This window comes from Deltaproteobacteria bacterium, assembly GCA_016930875.1.
In the GTDB taxonomy this organism is placed as follows: domain Bacteria; phylum Desulfobacterota; class Desulfobacteria; order Desulfobacterales.
The window spans coordinates 19,427-32,764 of the sequence record JAFGFW010000014.1; the positions used below are offsets into that span (position 1 = coordinate 19,427).

Consider the following 13,338-nt stretch of genomic DNA (forward strand, 5'->3'; position numbering starts at 1 on the left):
CATTTCTCCTGGCTATCGGCCGATGCTACTGTCCATCCTTGCTTGTATGGCAGATAAAACAGCCCGTGCCGTCAGCCCCGCCGCCACCGGCAATCATGTCATCTTTGTAATTCCACCTGAGCATGTCATCATAAGGACTCCCGTGGGCCACGTGGCAAGAAAGACACATGACCATGTCCTCACCTTCGCCCAAATACACCATGCTGTCTGCATCATTCCAATCAAAAGTACCACCACTTGTGGGTCGAGCTACGGGCAGCATGGGATCATAGGTGCCTGTGCCAGACGACCCATCCGCTCCAAAGGCAAAGGCGTACTCTCCAGAGTTCGGTATCCTAACATCCGAGGGGTGCCTGAGCCACCTTCCGGATCCGTCCGATTGCTCGTTTTGCATATGGAAATCACCGTGACAACCGCAGCAGAAAGCTGTCATCGTATTGCCAAGGCCACCAAAAGCAGTAGTGCTGTCCAGGCTGGTTTCGTTACCCAAATACTCATTGTGGTTGGAAGCAGTAGCGCCATAATTCCACTTCTCATGTTCAATCCCGGCAACACCGTTGAGATTCCCCCCTTGATGCCCTTGAAGGAAGCGGTACCAACCTTCATCCGCAGTGTCCACCACGGTGTCTGAGTCATCAGCATGATGAAAACCTTTGGGGCCATCAGTATCTGACACCATGTGGCACCCAGTGCAACCCTGCCTGTCAGCCAAACCCGTATAACCATCAACGTAGGTGGCGTGAAGGTTATTGTGACAGGAGTCAGTGCCGCACCCAGTACCCCAACTTCTCCCAGGAGCACCCTCAAGCAAACCCTCATCCGGATTATCGGAAAACACATTGTGTCCTTTGGCATCATCACCCTGGCCCACCCACCAGAAATTCCCGCCGGCCAGGGTGTTAGTACCAAAGCTCGGCAGACCTGTGTCGGACATGACGTAAGGAACGGTGTTGTTGCCGTCATTGGTCCCGGTGTGGCATCCCACGCAGGTATTTGGACGCTATACGGCCCCCCTGAGGCCACATCAGCCCCTCCCTGGCTTGTTTTGTTATGCATGGTGTGGCAGTTGTCACAACGACCTGTAACTTTAGCCCACACGGAATCGGAGGGAAGGGCCGTCAACCCCAATGCAGCAAAAACTGCTACAAGAACCCTCACGCTTTTTCTCATAACAAACACGATCAACTCAATGAAATGTTATTGGAAAGCAGGGAACCAATTGGGAACCTCAACGACTATCAAAAAAAAGCGTGGAGCAAGCACGCGAGCTTCTCTCCACGCATCGAACATATCTAAAATTCTAGCAAGGGATTACCGCTTTAAGCTCTCGGCCGCCTTTTATTATGGCTTTTCCCTTTGCTTGTCATGGCATCCAAGACAACCTGTAGTGACTGAGCCACTGCCTGCCTCCTGTGCGGCATAGTCGAATCTCAGGATGTCGTTGTACTCAGAGCCATGGGCCCTATGACACGAAAGGCATGTAACATAGACGCTCAACGCGCCACCACCACCGGTACCTGGGTCTGCAGCATCAACCATTCCCACGGGATTAAATTTCCAATCATTTTCATCATATTCGCCAGCCGTTCCGGGAATCTCCCAGTCCGCCGGAAGCGCCTCATCCGTAGGGTGCCTTATCCACGCGCCTGCAGCATTCTTTGTATCCCCCACGTCAACGCCGTGAAAATTTCCATGGCACTTCCCGCACAACTCACTGATAGAGGCCTCGTCCGCAGCGGTCTGGTCAGCACTATATAAGTTATGGTAATCATCACTCGAAGGAGCATCATTTAAAGCCTCTTCATAATCGTTATCACCACCAGTACCATTTCCTATAACCTCTTCACCATCAACTCCAAGAAGCCGATAACCCAACTCAGTGTTGTTCCCGTGATGTCCACCTGAAATGGCTTCCGCCTCATCAGTAGTGTCTTCGGTGCCATGGCATCCAGCTGAACCGGCACACGTTAAACCGCCTGAAAGGGCCTCATCACCCGTGTACCAATCGGAGGAAAGTTCAGTGCCATCATAACCGGCAGGTTCCTCTAGGGATCCATATGTGTGACTATTGTCGTTATGGTCTCCCCCGCCATCCGTAAAGTACCCGCCTGCAAGGTAGTTGTTGGGTGTTCCAGCCATCTTCACAAATGGGTACCCGTTGGAAGAAGGGTCACTGCCGGTTGTTGTGTGACATCCTAAACACGTATCCACCAGCAAGGAACCTATTTCAGTATCATAAGGCCTATTTACCCAGGTAGCGTGGAGCGTACCTCCTTGACTGCTGTGCATGGTGTGACAGTCGACACACGGACCCTGGACCTGTGCCACGGCTGGGCCAGAACACATTACAACGAAGACTACTGCCCCCAATAAGATTGTTAACCTAAACATTGTCTTTCTCATTCCTCGCACCTCCTCCTTTCCATTTCCTGTAAACTCCTGAATCGTTAAGCTGTCCCAAAACTGTTTCTTACATAACGAGATAACATCATGTATCATCGCAGCATCCGTGCCAACGAAGTCACAATCGGTAAATATTGCGATATTGCAATTCAATCAATAAATTACAAGCCCTTAACAACGCGGACACAATGTGACATTGAACAAAAAGTGGAAAGAAAGTGCCACTTTATGGGAACCCTTTTTCACTCATTGTGTGAAAAAAGTTCCTCATCAAAAAAGCCGGACCACGTTCACGCAGTCCGGCTGTCCTTATCCTCAAGCCCCTGACCCTCCGTCTCCCGATCACTCGGGATTTGGCTTTGCACAAACGTCAGACTCCCGAGCCGTAACTTCAGGCCACTCGGCTCACTTTCCTTGCACGTGCACCTTGTCACATCAACAGATCATGGGCGATGCCGTGGCAATCCCGGCAGTTTGTAGCCTTCATGGCCTTGGGATGAGGCTCCCCGTGGCACATGCCGCAAGCCGGAATCTCTGCGTGACTCCGATGGCAGTCAGCGCACGTGACAGCCGTATGCTTGGTCACCTTCTTTTGCAGCAAGTCGTTTACGTCTTCATGGCACCCTGCGCAAATGGCCGACTCTGTGGTCTTGTCATAGGCTATCTGTGTTGGTTTGTGTACAGGATGGCACGTCATGCAGTCCTTTGTGGCCAACTCCACCGCAGGGCTGTGGGATTCATGGCAGACGCTGCACTCAGGGATGAACCCGTGTTTGTCGGCATGGCAGTCAGCGCAGGCCACATCGCTTGTATGCTTGCTAGGGAAGTTCTCTATTTCACCGCCCTCTTTTGTGTGGCAAAGGGCGCAGGATGCCTCGACCTCGGCCATAGGAATGACTAGCGGCTTATGGGGATCAATATGGCAAGTCAGACAAGGGGTCAATACCTTTTGATCTCCGTGGAACGCCCCGCCGCTGGCGCTCTTGTGGCACCAGGCGCAGTCAGGCATGATCTGGTCATAGTTTTGCTTGCGGGGATTGTAGATATGGTACTCTCTGTGGCAGCGCACGCAGTCAATCTGGTGCCTGGCTCCTTCTTTCTTGATGGTCTGAAAAATCGAGAAATGACACTGACCGCACTCCACCGTGGTAAGGGGCTTTACCTCCATCTGATAAGGCGACATCTGGGCTTTGGAGGCAGCCTCTCTTGCCTCTGCTGACGGCGGCCCCACCATGTCTTGGAGGGCCACGGTGGCCGTCCCAAAACGTATCCCCTCATTGCTTTCAAAAGCGCCAATCAAGACGATGATCAAAATGATCAACACGATACCGATAAAACCTGCAATCCATTTTGAACTCTTCATAATTGTACCCGTCCTAGCCATTCTCTCGATCAATTGTTACCGGCAGAACCCCCGGATCAACTATTATCTAGCCTTTTAGATCATGTGCTATGCCATGGCACTGGCCGCACTCGGGAAATTTGTCCAGTATCCCCTTTGGATGCGGGTTTGGATGACACGCATAGCATGGTGGCACGGTCTTGTGTTTGTTCTTGTGGCAAAAGACACAGGAAAGATCATGGTGCTTGGTCGTATTCTTTGCCAGCAGGTCCATTGCCTCCTCATGACAGGCCCCGCAATAAGGAGATGGGGTGTCCTGGGCATAGGTAATTACCAGAGGCATATGAACAGGATGGCAAGACACGCAGGCCTTAAAATCCATATCCTCGGTGTGTTTTTCGTGGCACTGCGTACAGTCCGGAATCTGCCGGTGTGCTGCGTGGCACTCGTTACAGGCCAGATCCGTGTGGGCGCTCGGGTGCTGTTCGACCTCGTCACCCTGCTGCTGGTGACATGTAAGACAAGGTCCGGTGATCTCGCCTTCCAACTTCAAATCAAGGGGAGCGTGGGTGTCAGTGTGACAACTTGCACACCCCTCCAACTCATAATGGGCCTCCCCGCTGTGGCAGATACTGCACTCCGGTATGGCGCCTGCACCCTCGGGTGGATGCTCCTGATGACAGTCCAGACAGCCAACCTCGGTCCTGTGTTTCTCTCCGCGGGTTGCTATGGTCTGAGGCTGCTGGGGGTGGCATACTACACAGTGCGCATTGGTCAGAGTCGGGACATCAGGCTCTGCCTGAACCTGCTGGGGTGCTGCGGTCGTCGGCCGAACGCGAGTGGTTTGTTGACAAGCAAAGACGCAAATCAAAGCGATTACGCCAAGAACGCCAACGACAACCCCAATTGATCTTGTTGCCGTCAGGCTACTGAAAAATGAAACGCCTCTTTTTCTCTTCAGTACACCCATTGTGTCTCTCCTCCAGGTGAAAGGCTTGTTCCCAAGGCCATCTTTGCCGCTCCAAGGTCAAGGGAAAATGTCAAAAAATATTTTTTGTCCAGAATACCCATCATCGAGTACAAACTCGCGTTCTCGCTATCACTAGAATAGAGTGATGTCAAGCACTTTTTGACAATTTCGCAAGCTGTTACCCGCCTCTTGGGGGATTCAGATAAGGGGGCTTGCAAATGCCATTGACGGAAGAGTAAACGAAATAAATGTGGCGGGTTGCGGGGTGTCCGGTTCGCTAGGTCGAAACGCTTCGCTGGGTGACGCCTAGCCATTTCCGGGAAGTGGCTCACTAATCTTTCCAGGTATGGCAAACCGCACAGCCGTTATTGCCAGGAGGCCAGTTCTTGTAGTCCCAGCGCATGAGCTTAAAATAGTCAGTCGCGTGGGCGCCATGGCAAGAAAGGCACATCACAATGTCATCATCGCTCCCTGGGGGATCAACACTATCTGAAGGGGTTTGTTGAGGGATGGTCACCCTCGCGACAGGCGCCACTAGGCTATAGTTGACGTAGCCTACATATTCCCCGGTACCAGGAAGGGACGTATCTGTCGGGTGCCTGATCCATGGGGTTCCCCCACTTGTTTCATCCAGACCTGAACCATGGTAATATCCGTGACATTCGGCACAAAACCCGCTGATGGTGTTTCCAGCAGGGCTTGTAGCGCTGCTGGCGCCCATGCTTGTAGCCCCCTTATATTCGTTATGGTCGCTAGCCCCCGTTGTGCTTTGCCAAGCATCATCTTCACCACCTTTTACTCGGTATAGAAATCTATAACTATTTCCCACGAATGTGCCCTGTGCGTTCTCATTGATGTGGTTAAACTTCAAGGCAAGATCATGCGTGTGATGAGCCCCTTTCATGGCTTCATATTCACCATTTTTTATCCTGTCCCCATGGCAGCCGTATTTCCCGGCGCACGTTAGGTTACTTCCTGTAATTCCAGTTTGATGCTGGTCGCCCGGGGGTGAATTAAGGACATCATCAGATTTGCCAAGGGGGACCACATTGTGGCCCTTGGCATCTGAAGCGCCACTACCCTTATAGCCGGTAATATAGGCAAAATTACCTGCTGCCAGATCCCCGTCCGAGTCGTTATGAAAAACCTGGGGAATTTGAGATAAACCAATCGTAACGATACGCCCTCCGGTGATCTGCGCGTGGCACCCAAAGCAGGTCCCCCGCAAAAGATAAGTCTTTGGACCTGAGCCTGCGTCCTCGGGGTTTTGGCTCGTATCTCCGTAAGTTGCCATGGGCAATCCACCCTGACTGTTATGCATGGTATGACAATTGACGCACGGCCCGCTCACCTCGGCCTGAAGCGTACGCAACATAACTACGGTCAAAAAGATTAACGCTATGCTTGCGACCGATTTCTTCATAATGATCTTAGGACTTCGTCACGATTAGAACATAGGCATGCTTCGGGATCACGAGAACAGCATATACTGTGCCAAATATCGTCTCCAAACCGCACTCCTATCTTCTTTTCCCCTCCGTTCTGACTCAAATTGCATGTTTATTAATCTAGGTGTAACAAGGCATAATTGTCAATGACAAATCAGCATCAGGCATTTCGCGACTCGCGCCATCAATTGTGAAAAAGCCAACACTTGACGGGCTGTTGTCCAAACCTGCCACTTGTGTTTTTCATGGATTTTGGCCGTCTGCAAACCCCTGTAACCCACTGAATTTATTACTCGCGAAGATTGCCGGTTATGCGAATTGTGTTGCGATTTTGATTTGGGCAACAACCCGTTGAGAGACAACTCTGGCCTTTCTTGAATATCGATTTCATCCACATATCGCGAATACACAGCACAAACACAAAAAGGGTTAACCGCAATCGGCTAACCCCTTGATTTTACTGGCGGGGACGACGAGACTCGAACTCGCGACCTCCGGCGTGACAGGCCGGCGTTCTAACCAAACTGAACTACGCCCCCGAAAGATATCAAATGATATCCTTACGTTTCGTGCTTTCGTATTTTCGTGTTTTTGTGGTAATTCTATCTTATGAACTCTGAGCTTTCACATGGTAGGCGGAACAGGGCTTGAACCTGTGACCCCCGGCTTGTAAGGCCGATGCTCTCCCAACTGAGCTACCCGCCCGTGCAATCGCCAATCAGAACAAAAACAAAACTCACAACGGTCAACGACTCACGTTTCGCGAATACCGTATCCCAAATAACGAAGAAGTCCATCCGTGTCAAGCGCAATTACCACTGAGTCAGTTCACTCGGATGGGTTCTAATGCCTCTTGTTGTTTGGGAATCAACTCCGGCGCAATGATTTCCTCCTCCGGTTCTTTCTTGAAAAGCGTCTCGCCGGGCGGAAGGACAACAGCACGAGTGAGCACGTCATCCATGTGGCTTGCCATGATCACCTCGAACCGCTTCATGATCTTTGCCGGAATATCCTTCAGATCCTTCGTGTTCTCTTCAGGGATAATGACCTGAGATATTCCACCTCGATGGGCAGCCAGGATCTTTTCTTTTAGCCCGCCGATGGGCAAAATCCGTCCGCGCAACGTGATTTCTCCGGTCATGGCCAAATCACGGCAGATGGGCTTCTTGATCAGTGCGGAGACAATCGATGTGGCCATGGTTATACCCGCAGACGGCCCGTCCTTTGGCGTAGCCCCCTCAGGTACATGAACGTGAATATCGACCTTTCTATAAAACTGCTTCTCAAGGCCCAACACGTGTGCCCTTGAGCGAACGTAGCTCAAAGCGGCCCGGGCAGACTCCTGCATAACCTCTCCCAGTTTCCCTGTCACAGTGAGCTTACCCCTGCCAGGCAGGACAACGGTCTCAATAGAAAGGAGTTCGCCCCCAACCTGCGTCCACGCCATGCCAGTAGCCAGACCGATCTCGTCTTTTTCTTCAAGCTGCCCATACCTGAACCGAGGCGCCCCGAGGTACTTCTGTATGGTCTGGGATGTCACCTTAATAAACTTCTTCCCGTCATCTTTCGTGACCTCACGTGCCACTTTCCTGCAAACAGAAGCGATTTCACGCTCCAGATTCCGTACACCGGCCTCGCGCGTATACAGGCGAATAATCGTCTGGAGAGAGTTGTTGGTAAACACGATATTCTCTTCGGACAATCCGTTTGTCTTGGTCTGCTTGGGGACCAAAAAGCCCAGAGCTATCTGCAGCTTTTCATACTCGGTGTAACCGGGCAGTTGAATAATCTCCATACGATCCTGCAGCGGAGGCGGAATACCGTGGAGACTGTTCGCCGTGGTAATGAAGAGGATCTCTGAAAGGTCATAGTCCACATCAAGATAGTGGTCATTGAAGGCATAATTCTGCTCTGGGTCCAACACTTCCAGCAAAGCCGCAGACGGGTCGCCTCTGAAGTCCATACTCATCTTGTCTACTTCATCCATACAGAAAACAGGATTCTGTACTTTGGCCTTCTTAATGGACTGAATAATTTTGCCGGGCATGGCGCCAATATAGGTGCGTCGATGCCCTCTGATCTCGGCCTCGTCCCGCACGCCGCCCAGGGACAGGCGGATGAACTCCCGCCCGGTGGACCGGGCCACGGACTTTGCCAGAGATGTCTTCCCAACCCCGGGTGGACCCACAAGACAAAGGATGGGGCCCCGTATTTTCTTAACCAGTTTCTGTACAGCCAGGTACTCCAGAATCCGTTCTTTGGGTTTTTCCAGCCCGTAGTGGTCTTCTTCCAGAATAGTCTCGGCTTTGTCGATATCCAGTCGAAGCTTACTGCGGACAAACCACGGCAGGCCAATAAGCCACTCTATGTAATTGCGAACAACTGTGCCCTCTGCTGACATGGGAGCCATGAGCTTCAGTTTCTTAAATTCTTGCTGGACCTTGGCAGCCGTTTCCTTGGACACTCGTTTGCGTTTGATACGATTTTCAAGTTCGTCCAGTTCGCTCTTATAATCATCCTTGGTCCCCATCTCCTTCTGGATGGCACGCATCTGCTCATTCAGGTAATAATCTCGCTGGGTCTTTTCCATCTGCTTTTTCACCCTGCCTTTGACCCGCTGTTCCGTCTTATAGATCTCAATTTCGGCTTGCATCAGGCCATAAAGGAGGGTCATCCGTTCCATAGGTGAAATGGTCTTCAGGAGTTGCTGCTTATCCCGGAGCTTGAAGTTGAAATGAGCTGCTATTGTATCAGCCAATTGAGACATGTCCTTGATGGCCGATACATTGCTAATGACATCTTTTGAGACATTCTTGTTGATCTTTGAATACTCTTCAAAGGCATCTATGACGGTTCGGGTCACGGCCTCTCTTTCGATTTCTGCTATTGGGGGCTCAACAATTGGCTCGACCTCGGCCACATAGTAGTTGTTCTTAGGAATAAACCTGGTCATGCGTGCCCGTTGTTTCCCTTCAACCAAAGCCTTGACCGTACCGTCGGGAAGCCGAAGCAGTTGGAGTACTGTGCCAATGATGCCCGTCTTGAACATGTCCTTTTCCCCAGGGTTGTCTACGGCAGCGCTCTTCTGGGCAGCCAGGAAAATGCGTTTGTCCAGGTTCATAGCGGTCGACAAGCCGGTGACTGATTTGGCACGTCCTACAAACAGCGGAACGACCATGTGAGGGAAGATAACAATATCGCGCAGCGGAAGGAATGGCAGCATAAGTTTTTGCTTTGGATCATCCATTGTCTTTTTCCTCTGTAAAATGTTGAACATGGCTGTCATCTTTATGGTTACATCTGTATCTTATTGGAATTACAGTGAAGGACGAACTTGTAAAAGCTGAAAGTAAAAAGACAGAACTACCACGTGATGTTCTCAAGGCGAATGCCGCAAAACACGAAGGGACGCGCCTCTTCCTAAGGCGTACAGCCGCAAATCACCTAGAAAAGATTTACAGAGAAATTCCGTGTCTTCGTCATTTCGTGCTTTCGTGGTTGTCTCAAAAAATTTTCTGCCAGAAAAAACACCAATTTCGTTAATAACGGGATAAAGCCAAAGTGTCTGAGATGCTACTTCTTATGACAGGGCCTGCTCCCGAGACTGCTCAAAGAGCAAGATCGGCTCCTCACTATTTAGAACAACGTCCTCGTTGATGACACACTCCTTTATCCCGCTCATGGAAGGAATCTCGTACATAATCTCGAGCATGCATCCTTCCATAATAGCCCTCAAGCCTCGTGCCCCGGATTTGCGTTCCATAGACTTCTTCGCAATGGCTTCTAACGCGCTGTCAGTAAAGCGAAGCATGACATTTTCGAACTCCAGCAGTTTCTGGAACTGTTTTACCAGCGCATTCTTGGGCTCTGTGAGTATCTTGACAAGGGCAACCTCATTCAATTCCCCAAGCGTGGCGATCACAGGCAGTCGACCGACAAACTCCGGGATCAAGCCGAACTTCAGAAGATCTTCAGGCTGAACCAACTTGAGCGTCTCGCCAATGTCTCTCTCCTTTCTGCTTCGAATATCGGCTCCAAACCCCATCACCTTCCCGCCCAACCTGCTTTCTATGATCTCCCTCAGTCCATTAAAGGTGCCGCCACATATGAAAAGGATATTCGAGGTGTCTACTTTGACAAAATCCTGTTGTGGATGCTTCCGGCCCCCTTTGGGTGGGACACTGGCAGTCGTGCCCTCTATGATCTTGAGAAGCGCCTGCTGCACGCCTTCGCCTGACACATCCCGGGTAATGGAAGGGTTGTCCGCCCTCCGGGCGATCTTGTCTATTTCATCGATATAAACAATGCCTCTTGAGGCCCTTTCTACGTCATAATCAGCGTTCTGAAGCAGCGACAGTATGATGTTTTCCACATCCTCTCCCACATATCCCGCTTCTGTCAAGGAAGTGGCATCAGCAATGGTAAAGGGAACATTCAAAGACTTTGCCAGCGTTTGGGCCAGGAGCGTCTTCCCGCTGCCCGTAGGTCCAATCAGAATCACGTTGCTCTTCTGCAGCTCAACATCGTCCGTATTGACCCTGCTCTCAAGGCGTTTATAGTGGTTGTAAACGGCGACTGATAAGATCTTCTTGGCTTGTTCCTGCTCAATCACATACTGGTCTAAACTGGCCTTAATGCCAGCAGGTGACGGGAACTCCCCCTTTTTGCGAGTCTGTGCCTCTTTCTCATACTCTTCTTCGACAATTTCATTGCATAACTCAATACACTCATCACAAATATAGACGGCTGGCCCGGCAATCAGCTTTTTTACCTCATCTTGACTCTTGCCGCAAAATGAACACCTCAGACCATCTCCGTTCACGCCTCTTCGTTTTGCCATGGGCTCCTCCGAATATTAGGCTATAGCTTTTACAAAAATCTTTTTCGGAAAACTATTCTACCGCTTTTACGTCATCTTTGGGGTTCAAAAGGGTTAAGGCGTAAGGCTAAGGGTGCAAGGCCTTTTGCCTTACACCGTGCGCCTTGAGCCCTGTTATTAACATAATAAGATCCGGTTTCAAGAAATGCAATGCAAAAAACAAACCTTTCTCGTCTCCTCAGGCCAAAAAAATCAGTCGCTAGATCGGATCTTGCCTGGTTTGGGTTCGCGCTGGGTGATCACATGATCCACAATGCCATACACCTTGGCCTCCTGGCCGCTCATAAAGAAATCCCGATCGGAATCGTTTCGGACCTTTTCAATATCCTGGTGGGTATGGAACGCAAGGATCTCATTTAGTGACTCACGCATCCGCAGGATCTCCTTGGCTTGAATGGCCACATCTGAGGCCTGGCCCTGAAAGGAACCCATAGGTTGGTGGATAAGTATCCTGGCATTTGGCAGTGCGTAACGTTTCCCCTCTGTCCCCGCTGCCAGCAAGACTGCGCCCATGCTGGCAGCCTGGCCCATGCACAGCGTACATATGTCGGGCTTAATATAACGCATGGTATCATAGATGGCCAAACCCGCAGTAACCATGCCTCCGGGTGAGTTGATGTAAAAATTAATATCCTTGTCAGGATCTTCAGATTCGAGAAAGAGAAGCTGGGCTATCAAAAGATTGGCAAGCTCATCACTCACGGCTGTTCCGAGAAAGATAATCCGATCTTTCAGGAGCCTGGAATAGATATCATAGGCCCGTTCCCCCCGACTGCTTTGTTCAATAACCATTGGAATAAGCGGCATTACGAGTCTCCTTCTTCAATTCTTTCCACATCGCACATGTCAATAATATGCTTGATAGCCTGCTTTTCAAGGGTTCTTTGCTTGAAAACGTCAAAGGCCTCCTGGGAACTGTTATGGAATTCCTTGATTGTGTCAACTGGTTGATTCAAGGCCCCGGCAAACTCCTCATAAGCCTCATCAAGCAGTTCATCCGTCAAGGTGATCTCCTCCTGATCGATTACTTTTTCAATGAGTAAGTACTCCCGCACTTTTCTTTCGGCCATGGGAAGATATTTTTCAGAAAGCTCCTCCTCTGTTTGGCCTGATTGCTCCAAGGACATACCTCTTTGGGCCATGAGGCTCTGGGCATCCCTGACCACGCCGGCAAGCTCTCCCTTTACCAAGGCTTCAGGAAGTTCAAAATCGGATTGCTCTATCAGCTTGTCAATGATGTCTTCGCGTAGTTGCCGCCTGGATTCGGCCTTGTACCTTTGCTCCAAGTCCTTTCTGATCGCCTCTTTCAGTTCGTCCAGTGTCTCATACTCTCCGAGATCCTTAGCAAACTCGTCATCAAGCTCAGGCAGAATCTCCTCTTTGATCTCCTTTAAGGTGACCTTGAAGGTCACTTCAAGACCGGCAAGGTCCTTGTTGTAATAGTCATCCGGAAAACGTACCTGAAGCTCTTTGGTACTGTCTGGTTTCATTCCCACAAGCTGCTTGTCAAAATCCTCCAATATCCGCCCTGATCCGATCTCTACCTGAAAGTTCTCTGTCTTGCGGGCTGGCTCCAACGGTTTACCGTCCTTGAATCCTTCGTAATCTATGATGACGACATCCTTGTCTCGAACCGGTCGGTCTTCATCAACGCTTTTTAGCTGGGCATTTCGTTTCTGTAGCATCTTAAGCTGGGTCTCGGTCTCTACGTCATCTATGACGTGTACCTTCTCCTTAAGTTTCAATCCGTTAAGATCTAAACCCCCAACAGGAGGACGAACTTCGATCGTTGCCGAATAACGATATGGTTGGCCCTTTTCAAGATCCGGCCGATCGATGGCGGGCTCCCCGAGAGGCACTAACTCGGCCTGCCCCAGGGCCTCGCCATATGAATTCTGAATCAACTGGCCGGAGACCTCTTCATGCATCTCTTTCTTGAACCGCTTTTCCAAAAGAGACAATGGCACCTTGCCGGGACGAAATCCTTTGATTTTTGCATTGGTCTTGAGGGTTTTGTATGCCTTGTCCAGCTCCCGGGTGACATCTTTCTCAGGGATCTCCACGTGCATGATTTTCTTGACTGTACTTACGTCTTCAACATCTACTTTCATAAAACCCCTTTCTTATATCACATTGGTGCGAGAGGGGGGATTTGAACCCCCAGGGCACGGAGCCGCTGGATCCTAAATCCAGTGCGTTTGCCAATTTCGCCACTCTCGCACGAACAACGTTGATTTTTTGAACGAGAAGTAATATTTTTATTTTGTTCTTACCTAACTAAAAAAATTAGTATCAA

General features: G+C 50.3%; 9 protein-coding genes, 3 tRNA genes and 1 riboswitch. All 12 genes read right to left on the reverse strand.

Features of this window, described 5'->3' with window-relative positions; genetic code table 11:
• Window positions 1-25: 25 nt before the first annotated feature.
• The gene (locus JW883_01140; protein MBN1840874.1) at window positions 26-985 is read right to left on the reverse strand and encodes a hypothetical protein; all 960 of its coding nucleotides are present in this window, start codon (window positions 983-985) and stop codon (window positions 26-28) included.
• 356 nt (window positions 986-1,341) lie between these two features.
• Window positions 1,342-2,403, reverse strand: coding sequence for a cytochrome c3 family protein (locus tag JW883_01145; protein ID MBN1840875.1), 1,062 nt, complete (start codon window positions 2,401-2,403; stop codon window positions 1,342-1,344).
• Between the two features lie 290 nt (window positions 2,404-2,693).
• A riboswitch (cyclic di-GMP riboswitch) is annotated at window positions 2,694-2,771 on the reverse strand.
• A gap of 62 nt (window positions 2,772-2,833) precedes the next feature.
• Window positions 2,834-3,766 carry a cytochrome C gene (locus tag JW883_01150; GenBank protein ID MBN1840876.1) on the reverse strand — a complete coding sequence of 311 codons (933 nt, stop codon included), beginning with the start codon at window positions 3,764-3,766 and terminating at the stop codon, window positions 2,834-2,836.
• A 67-nt stretch (window positions 3,767-3,833) separates the two neighbouring features.
• Entirely contained in the window at window positions 3,834-4,715 is an 882-nt protein-coding gene (locus tag JW883_01155; GenBank protein ID MBN1840877.1) for a cytochrome C, read from the reverse strand.
• Window positions 4,716-5,046: 331 nt separating this feature from the next.
• Window positions 5,047-6,138: a hypothetical protein gene (locus JW883_01160; protein ID MBN1840878.1), complete on the reverse strand. Its 1,092-nt coding sequence runs from the start codon at window positions 6,136-6,138 to the stop codon at window positions 5,047-5,049.
• A gap of 486 nt (window positions 6,139-6,624) precedes the next feature.
• Window positions 6,625-6,702, reverse strand: a tRNA-Asp gene (locus JW883_01165).
• A 90-nt stretch (window positions 6,703-6,792) separates the two neighbouring features.
• A tRNA-Val gene (locus JW883_01170) sits at window positions 6,793-6,868 on the reverse strand.
• Window positions 6,869-6,986: 118 nt separating this feature from the next.
• Complete coding sequence (lon, locus tag JW883_01175; protein MBN1840879.1) at window positions 6,987-9,440, reverse strand: endopeptidase La; 2,454 nt, start codon at window positions 9,438-9,440, stop codon at window positions 6,987-6,989.
• Window positions 9,441-9,743: 303 nt separating this feature from the next.
• Entirely contained in the window at window positions 9,744-11,003 is a 1,260-nt protein-coding gene (clpX, locus tag JW883_01180; protein ID MBN1840880.1) for an ATP-dependent Clp protease ATP-binding subunit ClpX, read from the reverse strand.
• Window positions 11,004-11,234: 231 nt separating this feature from the next.
• Window positions 11,235-11,849, reverse strand: a complete 615-nt coding sequence (gene clpP, locus JW883_01185; protein MBN1840881.1) for an ATP-dependent Clp endopeptidase proteolytic subunit ClpP — start codon at window positions 11,847-11,849, stop codon at window positions 11,235-11,237.
• Complete coding sequence (gene tig, locus JW883_01190) at window positions 11,849-13,153, reverse strand: trigger factor (protein MBN1840882.1); 1,305 nt, start codon at window positions 13,151-13,153, stop codon at window positions 11,849-11,851. The genes clpP and tig overlap by 1 nt, the downstream gene beginning before the upstream one ends.
• A 23-nt stretch (window positions 13,154-13,176) precedes the next feature.
• Window positions 13,177-13,262 (reverse strand) — tRNA-Leu (locus JW883_01195).
• Window positions 13,263-13,338: the final 76 nt, after the last annotated feature.